This window comes from Streptomyces sp. NPDC048275, from assembly GCF_040652275.1.
Lineage (GTDB): Bacteria > Actinomycetota > Actinomycetes > Streptomycetales > Streptomycetaceae > Streptomyces.
Genome location: NZ_JBEZLR010000043.1, coordinates 39647 through 60266, shown reverse-complemented (window position 1 = coordinate 60266; position 20620 = coordinate 39647). Strand labels below are relative to the sequence as shown.

18 protein-coding genes are annotated in these 20620 nt (G+C 71.0%); 14 read left to right on the top strand and 4 right to left on the bottom strand.

The genetic code is table 11. From position 1 onward, the window contains the following. The first annotated feature begins 25 nt into the window (after positions 1–25). The 6 genes from rimO (at position 26) to AB0D57_RS24710 (ending at position 4334) form a co-directional block, all read left to right on the top strand. Positions 26–1501 carry a 30S ribosomal protein S12 methylthiotransferase RimO gene (gene rimO / locus AB0D57_RS24735; protein WP_362076842.1) on the top strand — a complete coding sequence of 492 codons (1476 nt, stop codon included), beginning with the start codon at positions 26–28 and terminating at the stop codon, positions 1499–1501. Continuing rightward, entirely contained in the window at positions 1498–2211 is a 714-nt protein-coding gene (gene pgsA / locus AB0D57_RS24730; RefSeq protein ID WP_362076839.1) for a CDP-diacylglycerol--glycerol-3-phosphate 3-phosphatidyltransferase, read from the top strand. The genes rimO and pgsA overlap by 4 nt, the downstream gene beginning before the upstream one ends. After that, on the top strand, positions 2208–2753 hold the full coding sequence (locus tag AB0D57_RS24725) for a CinA family protein (RefSeq protein ID WP_362076836.1): 546 nt from the start codon (positions 2208–2210) through the stop codon (positions 2751–2753). Before pgsA ends, AB0D57_RS24725 begins: the two co-directional genes overlap by 4 nt. A gap of 109 nt (positions 2754–2862) precedes the next feature. Continuing rightward, positions 2863–3240 (top strand): helix-turn-helix transcriptional regulator, encoded by a 378-nt coding sequence (locus tag AB0D57_RS24720; protein ID WP_362076833.1) that lies wholly within the window; start codon positions 2863–2865, stop codon positions 3238–3240. 198 nt (positions 3241–3438) lie between these two features. Next, positions 3439–3909 (top strand): DNA starvation/stationary phase protection protein, encoded by a 471-nt coding sequence (locus tag AB0D57_RS24715; protein ID WP_362076830.1) that lies wholly within the window; start codon positions 3439–3441, stop codon positions 3907–3909. 167 nt (positions 3910–4076) lie between these two features. Next, on the top strand, positions 4077–4334 hold the full coding sequence (locus tag AB0D57_RS24710; protein WP_362076827.1) for a hypothetical protein: 258 nt from the start codon (positions 4077–4079) through the stop codon (positions 4332–4334). Between the two features lie 96 nt (positions 4335–4430). Here AB0D57_RS24710 and AB0D57_RS24705 read toward each other — a convergent pair whose 3' ends face one another. The 3 genes from AB0D57_RS24705 to AB0D57_RS24695 are packed head-to-tail and all read right to left on the bottom strand — an operon-like array spanning position 4431 to position 11064. Further along, complete coding sequence (locus tag AB0D57_RS24705) at positions 4431–5192, bottom strand: SDR family NAD(P)-dependent oxidoreductase (RefSeq protein WP_362076824.1); 762 nt, start codon at positions 5190–5192, stop codon at positions 4431–4433. Between the two features lie 32 nt (positions 5193–5224). Then, complete coding sequence (locus AB0D57_RS24700; RefSeq protein ID WP_362076821.1) at positions 5225–6061, bottom strand: DNA-formamidopyrimidine glycosylase family protein; 837 nt, start codon at positions 6059–6061, stop codon at positions 5225–5227. A gap of 35 nt (positions 6062–6096) precedes the next feature. After that, positions 6097–11064, bottom strand: a complete 4968-nt coding sequence (locus AB0D57_RS24695) for an ATP-dependent helicase (RefSeq protein ID WP_362076818.1) — start codon at positions 11062–11064, stop codon at positions 6097–6099. A gap of 134 nt (positions 11065–11198) precedes the next feature. Here AB0D57_RS24695 and AB0D57_RS24690 point away from each other — a divergent pair, with 134 nt between their 5' ends. From AB0D57_RS24690 to AB0D57_RS24680, 3 genes are read left to right on the top strand one after another with little or no spacing between them, the layout of a single operon-like run. Further along, on the top strand, positions 11199–12092 hold the full coding sequence (locus AB0D57_RS24690) for an AraC family transcriptional regulator (RefSeq protein ID WP_362076815.1): 894 nt from the start codon (positions 11199–11201) through the stop codon (positions 12090–12092). Then, positions 12062–12844 (top strand): AzlC family ABC transporter permease, encoded by a 783-nt coding sequence (locus AB0D57_RS24685; protein ID WP_362076812.1) that lies wholly within the window; start codon positions 12062–12064, stop codon positions 12842–12844. Before AB0D57_RS24690 ends, AB0D57_RS24685 begins: the two co-directional genes overlap by 31 nt. Next, a complete protein-coding gene (locus AB0D57_RS24680) occupies positions 12841–13149 on the top strand; it encodes an AzlD domain-containing protein (RefSeq protein WP_362076809.1) in 309 nt (102 codons plus the stop codon). The genes AB0D57_RS24685 and AB0D57_RS24680 overlap by 4 nt, the downstream gene beginning before the upstream one ends. Before the next feature lie 45 nt (positions 13150–13194). On the opposite strand, the gene AB0D57_RS24675 is transcribed toward AB0D57_RS24680, so the two are convergent. Continuing rightward, positions 13195–14139: a hypothetical protein gene (locus AB0D57_RS24675; RefSeq protein WP_362076806.1), complete on the bottom strand. Its 945-nt coding sequence runs from the start codon at positions 14137–14139 to the stop codon at positions 13195–13197. Positions 14140–14219: 80 nt separating this feature from the next. Here AB0D57_RS24675 and AB0D57_RS24670 point away from each other — a divergent pair, with 80 nt between their 5' ends. From AB0D57_RS24670 to AB0D57_RS24650, 5 genes are all read left to right on the top strand, one after another. Further along, complete coding sequence (locus AB0D57_RS24670; RefSeq protein ID WP_362076803.1) at positions 14220–14414, top strand: DUF3046 domain-containing protein; 195 nt, start codon at positions 14220–14222, stop codon at positions 14412–14414. Between the two features lie 60 nt (positions 14415–14474). Beyond that, positions 14475–15689: an AI-2E family transporter gene (locus AB0D57_RS24665; RefSeq protein ID WP_362076800.1), complete on the top strand. Its 1215-nt coding sequence runs from the start codon at positions 14475–14477 to the stop codon at positions 15687–15689. A 602-nt stretch (positions 15690–16291) separates the two neighbouring features. Continuing rightward, on the top strand, positions 16292–17416 hold the full coding sequence (gene recA / locus AB0D57_RS24660; protein WP_362076797.1) for a recombinase RecA: 1125 nt from the start codon (positions 16292–16294) through the stop codon (positions 17414–17416). Between the two features lie 3 nt (positions 17417–17419). Further along, positions 17420–18394, top strand: a complete 975-nt coding sequence (gene recX, locus AB0D57_RS24655) for a recombination regulator RecX (RefSeq protein WP_362076794.1) — start codon at positions 17420–17422, stop codon at positions 18392–18394. Positions 18395–18953: 559 nt separating this feature from the next. Next, entirely contained in the window at positions 18954–20585 is a 1632-nt protein-coding gene (locus AB0D57_RS24650) for an IS200/IS605 family accessory protein TnpB-related protein (RefSeq protein ID WP_362076791.1), read from the top strand. The last annotated feature ends 35 nt before the right edge of the window (positions 20586–20620 follow it).

The following is a 20620-nucleotide window of genomic DNA, read 5'->3' as shown; positions in this document are numbered from 1 at the left end:
AGCGGGACGAAGTAGTCTTGAGCCCATGCCTGAACGCCGTACCGTCGCACTGGTCACCCTTGGCTGCGCCCGTAACGAGGTGGACTCGGAGGAGCTCGCAGGCCGCTTGGAGGCGGACGGCTGGCAACTCGTGGAGGACGCCGAAGAAGCGGACGTCGCCGTCGTCAACACCTGTGGCTTCGTCGAAGCCGCCAAGAAGGACTCCGTCGACGCCCTCCTCGAAGCCAATGACCTCAAGGGTCATGGCAGAACCCAGGCCGTCGTGGCGGTGGGCTGCATGGCCGAGCGGTACGGCAAGGAGCTCGCCGAAGCCCTCCCCGAGGCCGACGGCGTGCTCGGCTTCGACGACTACGCGGACATCTCCGACCGCCTCCAGACCATCCTGAACGGCGGCATCCACGCCTCGCACACCCCGCGCGACCGGCGCAAGCTGCTGCCGATCAGCCCGGCCGAGCGGCAGGCCGCCGGCGAGGAGGTGGCCCTTCCCGGCCACGGCGCCCCCTCAGACCTCCCGGAGGGCGTCGCCCCGGTCTCCGGCCCCCGTGCGCCCCTGCGCCGCCGTCTGGACGGCTCCCCGGTCGCCTCGGTGAAGCTGGCCTCCGGCTGCGACCGGCGCTGCTCCTTCTGCGCCATCCCGTCCTTCCGCGGCTCCTTCATCTCGCGCCGCCCCAGCGACGTGCTGAACGAGGCTCGCTGGCTCGCCGAGCAGGGCGTCAGGGAGGTCATGCTGGTCTCCGAGAACAACACCTCGTACGGCAAGGACCTGGGCGACATCCGTCTGCTGGAGACGCTGCTGCCCGAGCTTGCCGAGATCGACGGCATCGAGCGCGTGCGGGTCAGCTACCTGCAGCCCGCCGAGATGCGGCCCGGGCTCATCGATGTCCTCACCTCGACGCCGAACATCGCGCCCTACTTCGACCTGTCCTTCCAGCACTCCGCGCCCGACGTACTGCGCGCGATGCGGCGCTTCGGTGACACCGACCGCTTCCTGGAGCTGCTCGACACCATCCGGTCCAAGGCCCCGCAGGCCGGTGTGCGGTCCAACTTCATCGTGGGCTTCCCCGGCGAGACCGAGGCCGACCTCGCGGAGCTGGAGCGCTTCCTCACGAGCGCGCGCCTCGACGCGATCGGTGTCTTCGGGTACTCGGACGAGGAGGGCACGGAGGCGGCGACGTACGCCGACAAGCTGGACGAGGACGTCGTCGCCGAGCGCCTCGCGCGCGTGTCCCGGCTCGCCGAGGAGCTGGTCGCACAGCGCGCCGAGGAGCGTGTCGGGGAGACCCTGCACGTGCTCGTGGAGTCCCTGGACGAGGAGGACGGGGCGTACGGACGGGCCGCGCACCAGGCGCCCGAGACGGACGGGCAGGTGCTGTTCACGAGCGGCGAGGGCCTGACCGTCGGCCGTATCGTCGAGGCCAAGGTGGTCGGCACGGAAGGTGTCGACCTGGTGGCCGAGCCGCTCCCGGGCTCGCTCCCGTGTACCGAGGAGGCGGCCAGATGACCGGAGTCCCGGCATCCGCGGCGGGCGGCCCCCCCAGCGCAAAGGGTGCGGCGGGTGCTCCCGGTGCCCCCGGGGGCAGCAAGTCGGGGCGGGGCGGGAAACTGGGCGCTGCGGCCGTCAATCAGGCCAGCCTCTGGAACATCGCGAACATCCTGACCATGATCCGGCTCGTCCTGGTGCCGGGCTTCGTGGCGCTGATGCTGGCCGACGGCGGGTACGACCCCGCCATGCGCGCCTGGGCGTGGGCGGCCTTCGCCGTCGCCATGATCACCGACGTCTTCGACGGCCACCTGGCGCGCACGTACAACCTGGTCACCGACTTCGGGAAGATCGCCGATCCCATCGCCGACAAGGCGATCATGGGGGCGGCGCTGATCTGTCTGTCTGCGCTCGGTGATCTGCCGTGGTGGGTGACGGGAGTCATTCTCGGGCGGGAGCTCGGAATCACCCTCATGCGCTTCGTGGTGATCCGCTACGGGGTCATTCCGGCCAGCCGCGGTGGCAAGCTGAAGACCCTGGCACAGGGCGTGGCGGTCGGGATGTATGTCCTGGCGCTGACAGGGCCGCTGGCCACCCTGAGGTTCTGGGTGATGGCTGTGGCGGTCGTCCTGACCGTGGTGACCGGGCTCGACTATGTGAGGCAGGCCGTTGTGCTGCGCAGGAGCGGAATCGCCGCGCGGCGGGCGGCAGCCGAGGAGGCGGAGCGGTGAGTTCCGTGGCCGCCGAAGTGCTGCGACTACTCACGGTGAGGGGCGAAACGCTCGCCGTCGCCGAGTCGCTGACCGGTGGCCTGGTGGCGGCGGAGATCACCGCGACCCCCGGGGCCTCGCAGGCCTTCCGGGGCTCCGTGACCGCGTACGCCACCGAACTCAAGCATGAGCTGCTGGGTGTCGACGCCGCTCTGCTGGCCGAGCGCGGTGCGGTGGATCCGCAGGTCGCGGCCCAGATGGCGGCCGGTGTGCGCAAGGCGCTCGGCGCGGACTGGGGGATCGCGACCACAGGTGTCGCGGGGCCCGAGCCTCAGGACGGACGGCCGGTGGGGACGGTTTTCGTCGCCGTCGACGGTCCTTCGGACGCGATTTCCGAGAGCGCTGGTGGCGGGAAAGTGGCAGCGCTGCGGTTGAACGGCGGGCGGGCGGAAATCCGTATGGAGAGTGTACGGAGCGTACTCGCGCTGCTCCTGAAGGAGCTCGCGGGCGAACAGACCGGGAATGAGCGGGCACAGGATACGGAACAGAACGGGGGGACTTGATGTTTGCAGCCCTGAGTGAACACGACATCGCTCCCCGCACGGCCGCCGCGCAAGGCGGTACGGTGGGGCGTGAAGGATGCGGCTACGCGGTCCGAGGAGGGAGCCACCGATGATTCTGCTCCGTCGCCTGCTGGGTGACGTGCTGCGTCGGCAGCGCCAGCGCCAGGGCCGTACTCTGCGCGAAGTCTCCTCGTCCGCCCGAGTTTCACTCGGCTATCTCTCCGAGGTGGAGCGGGGGCAGAAGGAGGCATCCTCCGAGCTGCTCTCCGCGATCTGCGACGCGCTGGACGTACGGATGTCCGAGCTCATGCGGGAAGTGAGCGACGAGCTTGCTCTTGCCGAGCTGGCTCAGTCTGCAGCGGTTACCCAGCCGGTGCCTGCACCGGTGCGCCGTCCGATGCTGAACTCCGTATCGGTCACCGGTGTGCCACCGGAACGGGTCACTATCAAGGCGCCTGCCGAGGCGGTCGACGTCGTCGCCGCCTGACGCTCACGAGTTCGCGCTCATGAGCTGAACATGCTCGAGCGAAAGCCCCGGCCGGGGCTGCTTCAGGGAGACCTGGAGGAGGATCGGCCGGGGCTTTTGCTGTTCAGGGTGGGTTGCGTTGTCTTCGAACACCTTCGAGTGACCTGAATTGTGCGTATATGCCATGGTTGGTGGGGTCGAAAGAATCGGAGGATCCCGATGTACGTCGTGAAGAGCCCGTTGGCCGACGCCGACCTGAAGACCGTGGCCGAGGCGCTGCAAGGCGCACTGGTCGACCTGGTGGACCTCGCCCTCGTGTCGAAGCAGATCCACTGGAACGTCGTCGGACCGCGCTTCCGAACCGTCCATCTGCAACTCGACGAGGTCGTGGACACCGCGCGGCTGCACTCCGACACCGTGGCGGAGCGGGCCTCGACGCTGGGTGTCCCGCCCGACGGACGGGCCGCGACGGTGGCCGCCAGCAGCGGCATCGGCGCGACACCCGAGGGCTGGGTCAAGGACACCGACGCCGTGGGGGCACTCGTGAACGCGCTGGGCGCGGTGATCACCCGGATGCGGGAGCGGGTGGAGGCGACCGCCGAACCGGACCCGGTGAGCCAGGACATCTTCATCCAGATCACGGCCGACCTCGAGAAACATCACTGGATGTTCCAGGCGGAGAACGGGTGACGTCTGTGGGCTGCGGGCGGCTGCCTTCGGCGACCGCTGGGCGCTTCTTGGTGCCCACCGAGCGCCGCGGCCGGCCCCGCATGTGCCTGGGGTGCGCCGTTGTGCCGTTGGTGCGCCCTGCCGGTGGGTGAGGGCGCAGGTCTAGCTTCGGGCTGGAGGTGGACACCATGGCGGGGCGAATAGTGCGCTGGGGGGTGGCGCTGGGGCTCGGTGCGCTGTGGTGGTGGGGGGTGCTCCGGCTCGTGCTGGTGCCCGATGCCGGGGTGTTGGAGGGAGCGGTCGCTGCCGGGGGGTGGGGGCTGAGTCTGCTGCCGGTGCACTGTATGCCGAAGGCGCAGGCGGTGGGGGCCGCCGGGTCGGCTCAGTGGCTGGCGGGGTGGCGGCGGCGTGGGGTGCGCGGGGGGCGGGCGCCGGGCGCGCGGTAGGGGGTCGAGGCGTTCGGGTGGGGTGGGTGCGGGGGTATTGCGGCGGGGTGGTGCGTCAGGGGTGGTGGGGTGCGGCGGCGCCGAGGGGGGGGCGGGTTACCAAGGCATCGCGACGCCGCCGTTCGGGCGGAGGATCTGGCCCGTCGTGAACGCCGAGGCGTCGCCGGCCAGGTACAGCACGGCGTGGGCGACGTCCTCGGGTTCGCCGACCCGGTCGAGTGGTGACAGCCGGGCCATGGCCGCCTCGGTGCGGGCCTGTGCCTCACCGTGGCGGTCGGTCATCGGCGTACGCGTCCAGCCGGGCGCGACAGCGTTGACGCGGATGCCGTACGGGCCGATCTCGGTCGCCAGCGTCTTCGTCAACTGGACGACGGCTGCTTTCGTCACGCCGTAACAGAGCAGCCCGCGCCCTCCGGTGTCTATAGCGCCCGACGCCATGGTGACGATGCTGCCGCGGATGTCTTTCTCGATCATGAGGCGGGCGGCCTCCTGGCAGGCGTAGAGCACACCTTTGAAGTTGACGTTCAGTACTCGGTCGAGGTCCTCGTCCCGGGTCTCCAGAACCTCGCTGCTGTGCATGATCCCGGCCACCGCCGCCATCACGTCGAGGCGCTCACAGGACATGACGGCCCGCTTGAGCTGGGCGCGGTCGGTGACGTCGAGAGTGTGGGTGTGGGCTGTGCCGCCCTGGTCTTTGATGAGGGTCGCCGTCTCGTGCAGGCCCTGGGGGTCCCGGTCCGCGCAGTGGACGGCGGCTCCGGCCTCGGCGAGCAGGACGGCGGACGCGCGGCCGATGCCGCCGGCGGCGCCGGTGATGAATGCGGTGCGTCCGGTGAGGTCGTACGCCTTGACGGGCATATGGGGACGGTACGAGGGTTTCTGACGGACCGTCAATTGGTTGGGCGTCGGGGGCTTGCGTGGAGATTGGCGCCCGCTGGCGGGGTGGGGCCCACCTGGCACCTCGGGCACCAGTACGTGGGGCGCGCGCGGGAGCCGTCGCCCTGGTCGGCCGAGCGGATCGGGGTGCCGCAGCGCAGACAGGGGCGGGGTGTGCGGCCGTACACGAAGAGGTTCTGGTCGCGGCGGGCCGTGGTGCTGCGGACCGGGCGGTCACGGTTGGCCTCGAGCAGTTTCTTGGCGAGGACGGGCAGTTGGGCGGCGAGGGCGGCGGGAATTTCGCCGATGGGGAGCCAAGGGGTGACCCGCAGGAGGAAGCAGAGCTCGCTTTTGTAGACATTGCCGATGCCCGCGAGGTTGCGCTGGTCGAGCAGGGCCTCGCCGAGGGGGCGGTCGGGGTCCTTGAGCAGGTTCTCCAGGGCCTGATCGGGGTCCCAGTCCGGGCCGAGGAGGTCGGGGCCGAGGTGGCCGACGGCGCGGTCCTCGTCCGTGGTGCGCAGCAACTCCAGTACGGGGAGGCGGTACCCGACGGCCGTACGGTCCGCGGTGCCGAGGACGGCCCGGATCTGGTGGGCGGGGCCGCTCCAGCGCCCGCCGGTCACGTACACCTTCCAGGCGCCGTCCATGCGGAGATGCGAGTGCAGCGTCAGGCCACCCTCGATGCGGGTCAGGAGGTGCTTGCCGCGCGGGATGACGTCCAGGACCGTGCGTCCGGTGAGGTCGGCGGTGGCGTACTTGGGCACCCTGAGGTCGGAGCGGGCCAGCACCTTGCCCGCGAGTGCGATGTGCAGGCGCCTCGCGGTCTGCCAGACGGTGTCTCCTTCGGGCATGGGGTCCAGGGTGGCATGGATCGAGGGCGGGGTGCTTACGCGCGCAGGCGCAGTCCGCGGGGGGTCGCGATGAAGCCCGCCTCCTCCAGGAGGGTGCCGATGGGGGAGGTCAGGGCGGAGGCGCCGTTGACGCGCTCCACGGTGACCGTGCCGAGGGAGCCCGCGCGGGCGGCCGCGGAGAGGGCTTCGGCGGCGGCACGCAGACGTGCGTCCTCCGTGACCGCGCCGTCCGGGTCGGAGGGCCAGGCCAGCAGCGTCTTGCCGCCACGCTCCATGTACAGCGTCAGCTCGCCGTCGACGAGCACCACCAGGGAGCCCGCCTTGCGGCCCGGCTTGTGACCGGCGCCGGTGGGAGGCTCCGGCCAGGGCAGGGCTGCGCCGTATGCGTTCGCGGGGTCGGCGGCGGCCAGGACTACGGCTTGGGGGGTTCCGCGGGAGTAGGAGCGGGAGCGGTTGGGGAAGAGGGCGGGGCCGCCAGCCGGGTAGGCCGGGTCTGCGGAGAAGGCGGAGTCGGCTGAGAAGGCGGAGTCGGTCGTGAAGCCATGGTCGTCGGCGAAGCCGGAGTCCTCCGGAAAGTCGAAGGAATCCGGCCGGGCGTGATCGTCGGGGAAGGCGGGGTTGTCCGGACGTCCGCGGCCGCCGGGGAAGCCGGAGGCGAGCATGCGGTCGGTGTCGCTCGGGGAGGCGTGCGGGCCCGGGAATCCGTTCGATCCTGGGAATCCGTTCGGGCTCGGGAGGTCCGGGTCGGTCAGGGACTCGCCGCGGTCCCGCGCGTTCACCGCCGCGCGCAGGCGGTCCACCGCGCCGTCCATCGCGAACTGGGCGGCCCCGAGCCCCTCCACCACGTAGCCGCGGCGTGCCTGGCCGCTGTCCTCGAGGGCGGACAGGATGCGGTACACCGCGGAGAAGCCGCCCTCGACGCCTTCCGCGGCGACGGCGCCGCGCGTCACCACTCCGTGCCGGTCGAGCAGTGTGCGGGCGAGGGCGTGGGCGCGCACGGTGGAGTCGGGTTCACGGGTGGGGAGCAGTGACCAGCGGCCGGCCACGGTTGGCGGGCCGGTACGTGACTGGGGGCGGGCGGCGCCGGTCAGGGAGCCGTAGCGCCCGCGGGGGACCGTGCGCTTGGCGCGATGGGCTGTCGACCCGGCGGTGCGGCCCGAGCCCAGGAGGGAGCGCATCGGAGCGAGAGTGTCGTTCGTGAGCCGTCCGGACCAGGCCAGGTCCCAGATCGTGTCGGCGAGTTGGGGATCGGTGACATCGGGGTGCGTGGTGGCGCGGACCTGGTCGGCGATCTGGCGGAAGAACAGGCCGTAGCCGCCGGAGAGGGCGTCCAGGACCGACTGGTGCAGCGCGGTCGGCTCCAGGGGGTGCGGGGGCGGCAGGAGCAGGGGGGCCGCATCCGCCAGGTACACCGAGACCCAGCCGTCCTTGCCCGGCAGCGCACCGGCCCCGGCCCAGACCACCTCTCCGGAGGCGGTGAGCTCGTCGAGCATCGCGGGGGCGTAGCCGGAGACCCGGGAGGGCAGGACCAGCTTCTCCAGGGCGGAGGCGGGCACCGAGGCGCCCTGCAACTGCTCGATGGCGCGCACCAGCCCGTCGACGCCGCGCAGCCCGTGGCCACTGCCGACGTGCTGCCACTGCGGCAGGAACTGGGCTAGCGCGGCGGGCGGCACCGGCTCCAGCTCGTGGCGCAGGGCTGCGAGCGAACGGCGCCGCAGCCTGCGCAGTACGGTCGCGTCGCACCATTCCTGGCCGATGCCCGCCGGATGGAACTCCCCTTGGACGATGCGGCCACCCGCGGCAAGGCGCTGCAGAGCCCCGTCCGTGACGGCCGTGCCGAGACCGAAGCGGGCGGCGGCCGTGGTGGAGGTGAACGGGCCGTGGGTGCGCGCGTACCGCGCGAGGAGGTCGCCGAGCGGGTCCTTGACCGGCTCGGTGAAGGCCTCCGGGACACCGACGGGCAGCGCCGTGCCGAGCGCGTCGCGCAGGCGGCCGGCGTCCTCGATCGCCGCCCAGTGGTCGGCGCCGCCGATCCGGACGCGGATCGCGCGGCGGGCCGAGGCCAGCTCCTGAGCCCACTGCGGTTCGGCGCCGCGCTCGGTCAGCTCGGTGTCCGTGAGCGGACCCAGCAGGCGCAGCAGGTCCGCGATGCCTTCGGTGTCCTTGACACGCCGGTCCTCGGTGAGCCATTGGAGCTCCCGCTCCAGCTCGGTCAGGACATCGGCGTCGAGCAGCTCGCGCAGCTCGGCCTGGCCGAGGAGCTCGGCCAGCAGCCGCGAGTCCAGCGACAGCGCGGCGGCGCGCCGCTCGGCGAGCGGTGAGTCGCCCTCGTACAGGAACTGGGCGACGTATCCGAAGAGGAGGGAGCGGGCGAAGGGGGAAGCCTCCGGCGTGGTGACTTCGACCAGCCGCACCTTGCGCGACTCGATGTCACCCATCAGCTCGGTCAGCCCGGGGACGTCGAAGACGTCCTGGAGGCACTCGCGGACCGCCTCCAGGACGATCGGGAACGAGCCGAACTCGCTGGCCACCTGGAGCAGTTGGGCGGCACGCTGGCGCTGCTGCCACAGCGGGGTGCGCTTTCCGGGGCTGCGGCGCGGCAGCAGCAGCGCGCGAGCCGCGCACTCACGGAAGCGGGACGCGAACAGCGCCGAGCCGCCGACCTGGTCGGTGACGATCTGGTCGACCTCGCCCTTGTCGAAGGCGACGTCCGCCGCGCCGACGGGGGCCTGCTCGGTGTCGTACTCTCCGCCCCTCTTCGTGGACTCCTGGTCGAGCAGGTCCAGGCCCATCAGGTCGGCGTCGGGCAGGCGCAGCACGATGCCGTCGTCGGCGTGCATGACCTGGGCGTCCATGCCGTACCGCTCGGAGAGCCGGGCGCCCAGCGCGAGGGCCCAGGGGGCGTGGACCTGGGCGCCGAAGGGGGAGTGCACGACCACGCGCCAGTCGCCCAACTCGTCGCGGAACCGCTCGACGACGATCGTGCGGTCGTCCGGGATGTGTCCGCATGCCTCGCGCTGTTCGGCGAGGTAGGAGAGAACGTTGTCCGCGGCCCAGGTGTCCAGTCCGGCGGCGAGCAGCCTGAGCCGGGCGTCGTCCTTGGGGAGTGATCCGACCTCGCGGAGGAACGCGCCGACCGCGCGGCCCAGTTCGAGCGGGCGGCCGAGCTGGTCGCCCTTCCAGAAGGGGAGCCTGCCGGGGACTCCAGGGGCGGGCGAGACCAGAACACGGTCGCGGGTGATGTCCTCGATGCGCCAGGAACTCGTGCCGAGGGTGAAGACATCGCCGATGCGGGACTCGTAGACCATCTCCTCGTCGAGCTCGCCGACCCGGCCGCCGCCTTTCTTGGGGTCGGCGCCCGCGAGGAAGACTCCGAAGAGCCCGCGGTCGGGGATGGTGCCCCCGGAGGTGACGGCGAGCCGCTGTGCGCCGGGGCGCCCGGTGACCGTACCGGCGACGCGGTCCCAGACCACGCGGGGCCTGAGCTCCGCGAAGGCGTCGGACGGATAGCGGCCCGCGAGCATGTCGAGCACGGCAGTGAACGCCGACTCGGGGAGCGAGGCGAAGGGAGCCGCCCGGCGGACCGTGGCGAGCAGATCGTCGACCTGCCAGGTGTCGAGCGCGGTCATGGCGACGAGCTGCTGGGCCAGTACATCCAAGGGGTTGGCGGGGACCCTGAGGGACTCGATGGAGCCGGTGCGCATCCGCTCGGTGACCACCGCCGCCTGGACGAGGTCGCCGCGGTACTTGGGGAAGACGACGCCTGTGGAGACCGCGCCCACCTGGTGGCCCGCACGGCCCACGCGCTGCAGGCCGGAGGCCACGGACGGCGGGGACTCGACCTGGACGACCAGGTCCACCGCGCCCATGTCGATGCCGAGTTCGAGGCTGGAGGTGGCGACCACGGCGGGGAGGCGGCCCGCCTTCAGGTCCTCCTCGACGAGCGCTCGCTGCTCCTTGGAGACCGAGCCGTGGTGGGCGCGCGCGATGACGGCAGGTGCACCCTGGGCGGCGCCCGAGCCGCCCATCAGCTGGGCCGGGGCGTGGGCCTCCTCCAGGGGCGCGCCGGTCGCCCTCTCGTACGCGATCTCGTTGAGCCGGTTGCACAGGCGCTCGGCCAGGCGGCGGGAGTTGGCGAAAACGATGGTCGAGCGGTGGGACTGGACGAGATCGGTGATCCGCTCCTCGACGTGCGGCCAGATGGAGGGCTTCTCGGCGCCCTCGTTGCCATCGGAGACCGGCGAGCCACCCAACTCGCCCAGGTCCTCAACCGGGACGACCACCGACAGGTCGAACTCCTTGCCGGACGGCGGCTGGACGATCTCCACCTTGCGCCGGGGCGAGAGATAGCGTGCGACCTCGTCCACCGGACGCACCGTCGCCGACAGGCCGATGCGGCGTGCGGGCTTGGGCAACAGTTCGTCGAGGCGCTCCAGGGTGAGCGCGAGATGAGCGCCGCGCTTGGTGCCCGCGACCGCGTGCACCTCGTCCAGGATCACCGTCTCGATGCCTGTCAGCGCGTCGCGCGTCGCCGAGGTCAGCATCAGGAACAGCGACTCGGGCGTCGTGATCAGGATGTCCGGCGGGCGCGTGGCCAGCGCTCGGCGCTCGGCCGGTGGGGTGTCGCCGGAGCGGATGCCCACCTTCACCTCCGGCTCGGGCAGCCCGAGGCGCACCGACTCCTGCCGGATGCCGGTCAGCGGGCTGCGCAGATTCCGCTCCACGTCGACCGCGAGGGCCTTGAGCGGTGAGACGTACAGCACCCGGCAGCGCTTTCTGGGGTCGGCCGGTGGTGGGGTCGAGGCCAGTTGGTCGAGCGCGGCCAGGAACGCGGCGAGCGTTTTGCCGGAGCCGGTCGGGGCGACCACCAGCACGTCCGAGCCCTCGCCGATGGCCCGCCACGCCTCGGCCTGGGCCGCGGTGGGCGCGGAGAAGGCCCCCGTGAACCAGCCGCGGGTCGCGGGGGAGAAGCCGTTGAGTGCTCGGTGTGCGGAGCTGACCATGCGTCCATCCTGCACCCGGCCACTGACAATTGCCCTGACCTGCGGAAATGTGGCCGCAGGGCTCCTCGCCGCAGTGTTGGGGACGACGTCGCCGACGGCGTGGGCCGTCCTCGTACCTGGCGCAGAATGGGGGCATGGCAGGTTCGACGGAGCGGGCGCGGCACTGGCAGTACGCGGAACTGCCCGGTGTCGATCTGCTGCGTGCTCGCTTCGTCGAGAAGATCTTCGTGCGGCACACGCACGAGAACTTCGTCATCGCCGCCATCTCCCACGGGGTGGAGGTCTTCCACCACGGTGGCGGCGACCAGTACGCAGGCCCGGGCGCCCTCGCGCTGGTCAACCCCGACACCCCGCACACGGGCCGGGCGGGCGTCCCCGAGGGCTGGCGGTACGGGGCGGTGTACCCGTCGCCGGAGCTGGTGGCCGAGATCGCCGCCGAGACCACCACGATCCGTGGCACTCCCGGATTCAGCAGCCCGGTGCTCGACGACGCGCACGCCGCGGGGCTGGTCCACGAAGTGCTCCGCGCCGCCGAGGAGGGCAACGCGCTCGCCGCCGACACGCTGCTGCGGGTCGCCGTGACCCGGCTGCTGCGACTGAACGGAGGCCCGCTGCCGCAGCGAGCCGTGCACACCGCGGGCGCCCGGATCGCCGTACGCGCGCGTGCGGTGCTGGAGGAGCGGATGGCCGAGCCCCCGACCCTGGAACGGCTCGCGGCCGACTTCGGCACCAGCCCGTTCGCGCTGCTGCGCGCCTTCCGGGACACCTACGGCATGCCGCCGCACACTTGGCTGACGGACGCCCGTGTACGACGGGCTCGCCACCTCCTGGACGCCGGTAGTGCGCCCGCCGAGGCGGCCGTCGCCGTCGGCTTCACCGACCAGCCGCATCTCAACCGTCACTTCTCCCGGATCGTGGGCGTGCCCCCGGGCGCCTACCAGCGCGAGCGCAAGAACGTACAAGACGCCGACGGGCGGCCAGACCTACCGTCCAGGGCGTGGCAGAACAGACAGCACTCGCAGACATAGGCAGTGAAGACACCGGAAAACCCGACGCCGCCGTCGTCCGGGACGCCCTGGGAGTCGGGATCGCCGTCGGGCTGTCCGGCTTCGCCTTCGGGGTGACCTCGGCCGGCAGCGGGCTCACGGTGCTGCAGACCTGCGCGCTCAGCTTCCTGGTGTTCACCGGGGCCTCGCAGTTCGCGCTCGTGGGCGCGCTCGCGGCCGGGGGCAACCCGCTCACAGCGGCGGCGGGCGCGTTCTTCCTCGGTGTACGCAACGCCTTCTACGGCCTGCGTCTGTCGCAGCTGCTGGCCCTCCCGCGCGCGGTGCGCCCGTTCGCCGCGCAGTGGGTCATCGACGAGACCACGGCCGTGGCGCTCGCCCAGCCCACCCGCCGCAGCGTCCGCATCGGCTTCACCGTCACCGGACTCACCCTCTACGTGCTGTGGAACCTCACCACGCTGCTCGGCGCCGTCGGGGCCGAGGCCATCGGCGACACCGACGCCTGGGGGCTGGACGCGGCCGGGCCCGCGGTGTTCCTGGCGTTGCTCGCGCCGATGCTGAAGACCACCACGGAGCGTGCGGTGGCCGGTGTCGCGGTTCTTCTGGGACTCGGTCTGCTGCCCGTGCTGCCCGCCGGAGTCCCCGTGCTGGCGGCCGCGCTGGCCGCTCCCGCCGCCCTCTACCTGGAGGGGCGCCGTAGCCCGAGGACCTCCGGCGATCTGAAGACCGCCGATGAGCTGAAGACCGCCAACGACGCACCAAGGGAAGACCGTTGAACATCTGGATCGCGATCGGCGCGACCGCCGTCGGCTGTTATGCCGTGAAGCTCATCGGGCTGGCGGTTCCCGTCGGCGTCCTGGAGCGACCGTTCGTCAAGCGCCTCGCCGCCCTGCTCCCCGTTGCCCTTCTGGCCGCCCTCACGGCCCAGCAGACCTTCGCCGACGGGCGCGTCCTGGTCGTGGACGCGAAGGTCGCGGGACTCGCCGCGGCCGCCGTCGCACTGATCCTTCGCGCCCCCTTCCTGCTCGTGGTCGGCGCGGCCGTGGTCGTGACAGCGGGGGTACGGGCGATGACGGGCTGACGCCCTGGGCACGTCCGTCGGCGATCCGCGCACGCGCCCCTGGGGTCAGTCGATGGGCCGCCCGTACGCCCGTAGTGTGCGCAGCGCCTCGATCGTCACCATGGGGCGGCATTCAAGGGCGGTGCCCGGTGCCCATGGACGCCAGCGGATCGGCCAGCCGCCGTCCTCCTGCTGCTCGTTTGCCAGGAAGTCGAGCGAGCGCGCCATCTCCTCGTCGGTGAACCACGCGCGTGCGAGTGAGCCCGGGGCCTTCGCGTAGTCGGAGGGAAAGTGGCGCTCGCCCGGCGCGTAACCGGGCGCTACCGGGAACGCTTCGAGGTGCTCCGGATCCAGGACCGCGAGGCGGTGTTCGCGCACCAGACGGCCCAGCCGGTCGGCGGCGGCCTGCGCGCGCGGGCGGTCGGGAGCGGAGTCCAGGAAGGCCACGGCCGCCTCGATCTCGTACGGATGGGACTTCTCCAGGGACTCGACCGCCTGCCAGCAGAAGTCCGTGGCCCGGAACAGCCAGGCGTGCCACACCTCGTTGCGGTGCAGCAGACCCACCGCGGGTCCAGTGGCGAGGAGTTCGCTCGGCGGGTCGTCGACGACAGGCATGAAGGGAGCGTGTGGATAGCCGCGCTGGCTGGGATGGATCGCCGGCAGCGCGCCGTCCGGCGTGGACACGGAGGTCAGATAGCGGCATACGCGCTCCACGCGCTGTCCGCCGCAGCGCCCGATCGAGTCGAGGACGCGCAGTGCGTGCCCGGTGTGCAGCGGCTGGCTGACCGGGCCGCGCAGATCGGGCTCGAGCGCGTGACCGTACCCCCCGTCGTCGTTGCGGTAGGCGGTCAGCGCGGTCTCCACCGCTTCGGCGTCGCCGTCCAGAAAGTGATACGCGAAGCGGCGCTGTTCCAGCACTCGCGCGGTGAGCCAGATGAAGTGCTCGGCGCGCGCGAGCGGGGTGTGCGCCGAGGGCGTCGGGGGGAGTGGGGATGCTCCTGGTTCGGCCATGTGTCAGACCGTAGGACGGAAAGCGGTCTCGACGAGCGGTCCCGGTCGGTGCCCACTCTCAGGAGCGGGATACTGGGGTCATGCGGTTGACGGTCTTCTGGCAGCGGATGGCGGATCACTTCGGTGCGGGGTACGCCGACACCTTCGCGCGCGATCACGTGATGACGGAACTCGGCGGGCGGACCGTGCACGAGGCGCTGAATGCCGGCTGGGAGGCCAAGGACGTGTGGCGCGTGGTGTGCACGACCATGAACGTTCCGTACGAAAACCGCTGACAGGCCAAGAAGATCCGGCCCAGGGCACCGATTGTCGGTGGTGTGGGCGAGACTTGCACCGTGGCCCCGACAGACGAGACCGCGCAGGTCGACCAGCAAGCATCACCGTCCGGCACGACGCCGCCCACCCCGCCTCCGGGCGGGGACGCCGACGCGCAGGGCGGGCGCATGCCGCGCTGGCTGCCGCGCGCCATGGTGCTCGCGCTCACGCTCATCGCCGTGTTCCAGCTGGGCAGTTGGGCGTTCCACCAGCTGATCGGGCTGTTGATCAACATTCTCATCGCGTTCTTCCTGGCGCTCGCCATCGAGCCCGCGGTGAGCTGGATGGCCTCGCGCGGTATGCGCCGGGGGCTGGCCACCTTCCTCATGTTCTTCGGCCTGCTGATCGCGAGCGCCGGATTCATCACGCTGCTCGGCTCGATGCTCGCGGGCCAGCTCGTCAAGATGGTCGAGGGCTTTCCCGAGTACCTCGACTCGGTCATCAACTGGATCAACACGACCTTCCACACTGACGTGAGACGGGTGGACGTCCAGGACAGCCTGGTCCACTCCGACTGGCTGCGGAAGTACGTGCAGAACAGCGCGACCGGCGTCCTGGACGTGTCCGCGCAGGTGCTGGGCGGTCTCTTCAAGCTGCTGACGATCACGCTGTTCTCGTTCTACTTCGCCGCCGACGGACCCCGACTACGGCGCGCCCTGTGCTCCGTGCTGCCGCCCGCCCGCCAGGCTGAGGTGCTGCGCGCGTGGGAGATCGCCGTCGACAAGACCGGCGGCTATCTCTACTCGCGCGGCCTGATGGCGCTGATCTCCGGCATGGCGCACTACATCCTGCTGGAGTCGCTGGGCGTGCCCTACGCGCCCGTGCTCGCCGTCTGGGTAGGCCTGGTCTCGCAGTTCATCCCCACCATCGGCACGTATCTCGCGGGCGCCCTGCCGATGCTGATCGCCTTCACGGTCGACCCCTGGTACGCACTGTGGGTGCTGATCTTCGTCGTGATATATCAGCAGTTCGAGAACTATGTGCTGCAGCCGAAGCTGACCGCCAAGACCGTGGACATCCATCCCGCCGTCGCTTTCGGTTCGGTCGTCGCGGGCACCGCGCTCCTCGGCGCCGTCGGCGCCCTGATAGCCATCCCCGCGGTCGCCACGCTGCAGGCGTTCCTGGGGGCGTATGTGAAGCGGTACGACGTCACGGACGACCCCCGGGTGCACGGACACCGGACCAGGGTCTCGCGCTCCCTCTTCGCGCGCCTGCGAGGGCTGTTCAGCAGATGAGGATCGCTGTGTGAGCGCCGCCCACAGCCCGGCGGCCAGGACCGACGCCGTGTAGCAGCCGACTGCGGTGTACATGACGTGCTGTCGTGTTCGGCTGCTCCATGACGTGCGCGACAGAAGCCAGGCCGGCGCGGGCAGGACCAGGCCGGCGTGCAGGCTCACAAGTTTCCTTCGGTGTCCGTAGCGATGTGTCATCCGTCGTGTTGTGTGTCCGGTACCAGGCGAGAACATCGGACCCCACCGTCTTCCGGACGTCCGGATCAGGCATCGCGGGGTGTGTCGCACCCCTGGCGGGCTATGTGACGCACCTCTCGTGGGCGGGTGTGCCGCATCCCCGTCCTACCGGGGCGCGGACCTGGGATCCGGCCGTTGCCAGACCGCGAACGTAGGCTCGTAGGTGCCGCATGGTGCGCTTGACACCAAAATCGAACATCCATTCTTATGGAATCTCCGGCGGAGTTCTCGACGGGATTTCGTCGGGGTTTTCATGGAGATGTGCCCGAGTTATCCACAGGCCGGACGGGCGTCGGGGCGCATTGTCAGTGGCAGGCGTTAGCGTCTTTGACGTGAAGCGATCGACTCAAGCAAACCGGGTGGAACCCATGGCAGGTACTGACCGCGAGAAGGCGCTCGACGCCGCGCTCGCACAGATTGAACGGCAATTCGGCAAGGGCGCGGTGATGCGCCTGGGCGAACGGCCGAATGAGCCCATCGAGGTCATCCCCACCGGGTCGACTGCCCTCGACGTCGCCCTCGGTGTCGGCGGCCTGCCGCGCGGCCGAGTGGTGGAGGTGTACGGCCCGGAGTCCTCCGGTAAGACGACGCTGACGCTGCACGCGGTGGCGAATGCGCAGAAGGCCGGCGGCCAGGTGGCCTTCGTGGACGCCGAGCACGCCCTCGACCCCGAGTACGCGAAGAAGCTCGGCGTCGATATCGACAACCTGATCCTGTCCCAGCCGGACAACGGCGAGCAGGCGCTGGAAATCGTGGACATGCTCGTCCGATCCGGCGCGCTCGACCTGATCGTCATCGACTCCGTCGCCGCCCTGGTGCCGCGCGCGGAGATCGAGGGCGAGATGGGCGACTCGCACGTGGGCCTGCAGGCCCGTCTGATGAGCCAGGCACTGCGGAAGATCACCAGCGCGCTCAACCAGTCGAAGACCACCGCGATCTTCATCAACCAGCTCCGCGAGAAGATCGGCGTGATGTTCGGCTCCCCGGAGACCACGACGGGTGGCCGGGCGCTGAAGTTCTACGCCTCGGTGCGGCTCGACATCCGGCGCATCGAGACGCTGAAGGACGGCACCGACGCGGTCGGTAACCGCACCCGCGTCAAGGTCGTCAAGAACAAGGTCGCGCCTCCCTTCAAGCAGGCCGAGTTCGACATCCTCTACGGCCAGGGCATCAGCCGCGAGGGCGGTCTGATCGACATGGGCGTGGAGAACGGCTTCGTCCGCAAGGCCGGTGCCTGGTACACGTACGAGGGCGACCAGCTCGGCCAGGGCAAGGAGAACGCGCGCAACTTCCTGAAGGACAACCCCGACCTCGCCAACGAGATCGAGAAGAAGATCAAGGAGAAGCTGGGCGTCGGTGTGAAGCCGCAGGAGCCCACCGCCGAGCCGGGCGCGGACGCGGCGGTCTCGACCGCCCCGGACGATGCCGCGAAGACGGTGCCCGCTCCCGCGGCCAAGGCCACCAAGTCCAAGGCCGCGGCGGCCAAGAGCTAGCCCATGACGCGACGAACCGACTGGGCCGAGTACGCCTACCCCGTTGCCTTGGAGGGGCAGGGGTACGGGGAGGACGGCGGCTCGGCCAGAGACGGTGGAGGATCGCACGGCGGGGTCGAGACGCCCGGAGATCGGGCGTACGGAGGCCGGGCCGGCGAGATGTACGGAGCCGAGGGGCTTTACGGCGGAGATCCGGACGGCCATGGTTCGGACGGCGATCGTTCGCCGAGCGGCGGCTCACTCGGTCGTGTCGGCCCGCATGGCGGCAGTGACAGCCTGACGCGCGACGGTGACGGCCTGGCGGGCGGTCACAGTTCGCCGAGTCGTGATTCGCGCCGTGGCGGTGGCGGTCGGAGCGGCGACGGAGGGCCGCGTGGACGAGGGCGTCGGAGACGTGGCGGTTTCGGCGAGCCGTCCGGTGCCCCACAGGACGGAGGCGCTCCTTCCTCGTCGAGGGCCGGGGAGGGGGAGCCCCCGGCGGACCCGGCTGAGCGGGCGCGGGCGATCTGTCTGCGCCTGCTCACCGGGACCCCGCGCACGCGCAAGCAGCTCGCGGACGCACTGCGTAAGCGCGAGATCCCCGACGATGTGGCGGACGAGGTGCTGTCACGGTTCGAGGAGGTCGGCCTGATCAACGACGGCGCTTTCGCCGACGCCTGGGTGGAGTCCCGGCACCACGGCCGGGGTCTGGCCCGGCGGGCACTCGCGCAAGAACTGCGGACCAAGGGCGTCGACTCGACGCTGATCGACGAGGCCGTCGGGCAGCTCGACTCCGAGCAGGAGGAGGCGACAGCGCGCGAGCTCGTGGCGCGCAAGCTGCGGGCCACGCGTGGCCTCGACCGTGACAAGCGGCTGCGGCGCCTCGCAGGCATGCTTGCCCGCAAGGGCTATTCCGAGGGCATGGCCTTGCGAGTGGTCCGCCAAGCCCTGGAGGAAGAGGGCGAGGACACGGAGGGGCTCGGGGACGAGGGTTTTTGACCTCACGGGGTTCCCCGCCGGGGGTTTCTGGCCGGGGCCCATGAGTTCTCAGCAGAGGGTTTCTGGCTCCGAGGGTTCACGGCAGGGGGTGCCCCGGCGAGCGTTGCTGCGTCGGCTCTCCTGGGGATGCCCCAGGGCCGACGGTTGCGTCCGGCGGCGAGGGACGGGCCGATCTCGGCGTCCTGAACACGGGGCCGAGTGGAGGCGCCGACCGCGCTCAGGGCACGCACGCATGCTCGAGCCCAGGAGCGACGCATGTCCGGGCCCGCGCGCCATGTGTGTCCGGGGCTCAGGAGCGAGTGTCCGAGCCCCGGCGGCACCGTCCAACTCCCCATCGCTGAGGTGGGGTCTGGAGCTGCTGACGCTGGAGTGTGCTCAAGGTTGTTCTGGTGAGCGGGAGCGAGTGCCGGTGGTCTTGCTTGTGCCGTGCGTCTCGGCGATAGCGTCGGCCCTGCGGCGCGGGAACTGATGTTCTTGCGTCGAATAGGTGACCTTTCCGGGCGGTGCTCGTTGGATGCGGCAACGGGATCTTCGGGGTGGGTCAGGGCGGGGGTGAAGGGTGGGCGGTCTGAGGAAGGTGGCGGAGCCGTTCGTCGTCTCCGGTCCGAGTGGTGTGGCGGTCCGTGCCCGGCTGGGGCAGCTGACACCCGGGGATGAGAAAGTGCTGCGCCTGGTCGGCGCGCACCTGGGGGCACTGGCCTCGAAGGACCTCAAGACGCGCTGCCAGGCTGGCCTTCAACATTCCGCCGACGCGTGGGCGGTCCGCAAACGGGAGCTCACGGCGGTGTCGTCGTCGCGCTGGGCGGGCAGCATCACCAAGGCGTCGCACGACCAGTGGGCGCTGGCCCGCCGCTGCCAACTCACGCACATCCAGTCCCTGGAAGCGGGCATCCGCACCATCGAGCACCGGCTGTCCCTGCCCCTCGGACAGAAGGGATCCAAGCGGGCACCCGGGGGTTACCGGTCCCGGCAGGAGTGGCATGCCAAGGCTCGTCGTCTGCACGTGCTTCAGGACCGGCTGGCCGCTGAGCGGGCCGACCGCGAAGCCGGACTCGTGCACGTCGTGCGCGGCGGCAAGCAGCTGGCCCGCACCCGGCTCCATCTCGACGCCGCGCAGCTCACCGAGGCGCACTGGCATCGGCGTTGGGAAACGGAGCGCTGGTTCTGCCAGGCCGACGGCGAGTCGGGGAAGCGCTATGGCAACGAGACCATCCGCGTCAGCCCGGAGGGCGAGGTGAGCATCAAGCTCCCCGCACCAATGGCGCATCCGGCGAACGCCCCGCACGGCCGGTACGTACTCGCGTCCGGGGTGCGGTTTGCGCACCGGGGTGCCGAGTGGGCGGACCGCGTCGAGGCCAACCGGGCGATCGCCTACCGCATCCACCTGGACGTGGGCCGGGACCGCTGGTATCTGACCGCGTCTTGGCAGATCCCGCCCACCCAGACCATCCCGCTCGAGGCCGCACTCACCGATGGTGTGATCGGTGTCGACATGAACGCCGACCACCTCGCCGCCCGACGCTTGGATGTCCACGGCAACCCGACCGGCACCCCGCGCCGCTTCCTCTACGACCTGTCCGGCACCCGCCAGCACCGCGACGCCCAGGTGCGGCACGCCCTGACCCGGCTGCTGCACTGGGCCCGGGCCTGCGGCGTGAAGGCCATCGCGGTCGAGGACCTGGACTTCACCGTGGAGAAGACCCGCGAGAAACACGGACGCAAAAAGCGGTTCCGCCAGCTCATCTCCGGCATGCCCACCGGCAGGCTCCGCGCCCGGCTGACCTCGATGGCCGACCACACCGGCATCGCGATCATCGCTGTGGACCCGGCCTACACCAGCCGCTGGGGCGCCCGGCACTGGCAAAAGCCCCTCACTGGCAACAACCGCAAGACCACTCGCCACGACGCAGCCGCCGTGGCGATCGGAAGGCGCGCCCAGGGACACCCGATCCGGCGACGGACGACACCGCCCCCTGCTCACCGGAGCGATGAGCAGGGGCATCGGACCGTCCAGGCCCGACCGGAGGTTCCTGGGCGTGAGGAAACCCGCCCCCGTATCCCCGGACCACGGACACGATCCGCCGGCGCCGGACGCGGAGCGAACGCGGGGGACCAGTGTGCCCAACACCGTTCGGGGCACGCGGCTGAGCACGGGTCCTGGCAACAGGACTCACTCCCGCTCAGTCTGTAGGTACGGTTAACCCCCGGTTGAAGACGCCGGACCGC

Bases quoted from the DNA above. Each gene is read 5' to 3' on its own strand.
- rimO (WP_362076842.1), top strand. From the start codon at position 26: ATGCCTGAACGCCGTACCGTCGCACTGGTCACCCTTGGCTGCGCCCGT.
- pgsA (WP_362076839.1), top strand. From the start codon at position 1,498: ATGACCGGAGTCCCGGCATCCGCGGCGGGCGGCCCCCCCAGCGCAAAG.
- AB0D57_RS24720 (WP_362076833.1), top strand. From the start codon at position 2,863: ATGATTCTGCTCCGTCGCCTGCTGGGTGACGTGCTGCGTCGGCAGCGC.
- AB0D57_RS24715 (WP_362076830.1), top strand. From the start codon at position 3,439: ATGTACGTCGTGAAGAGCCCGTTGGCCGACGCCGACCTGAAGACCGTG.
- AB0D57_RS24710 (WP_362076827.1), top strand. From the start codon at position 4,077: ATGGCGGGGCGAATAGTGCGCTGGGGGGTGGCGCTGGGGCTCGGTGCG.
- AB0D57_RS24705 (WP_362076824.1), bottom strand. From the start codon at position 5,192: ATGCCCGTCAAGGCGTACGACCTCACCGGACGCACCGCATTCATCACC.
- AB0D57_RS24700 (WP_362076821.1), bottom strand. From the start codon at position 6,061: ATGCCCGAAGGAGACACCGTCTGGCAGACCGCGAGGCGCCTGCACATC.
- AB0D57_RS24695 (WP_362076818.1), bottom strand. From the start codon at position 11,064: ATGGTCAGCTCCGCACACCGAGCACTCAACGGCTTCTCCCCCGCGACC.
- AB0D57_RS24690 (WP_362076815.1), top strand. From the start codon at position 11,199: ATGGCAGGTTCGACGGAGCGGGCGCGGCACTGGCAGTACGCGGAACTG.
- AB0D57_RS24675 (WP_362076806.1), bottom strand. From the start codon at position 14,139: ATGGCCGAACCAGGAGCATCCCCACTCCCCCCGACGCCCTCGGCGCAC.
- AB0D57_RS24670 (WP_362076803.1), top strand. From the start codon at position 14,220: ATGCGGTTGACGGTCTTCTGGCAGCGGATGGCGGATCACTTCGGTGCG.
- recA (WP_362076797.1), top strand. From the start codon at position 16,292: ATGGCAGGTACTGACCGCGAGAAGGCGCTCGACGCCGCGCTCGCACAG.
- recX (WP_362076794.1), top strand. From the start codon at position 17,420: ATGACGCGACGAACCGACTGGGCCGAGTACGCCTACCCCGTTGCCTTG.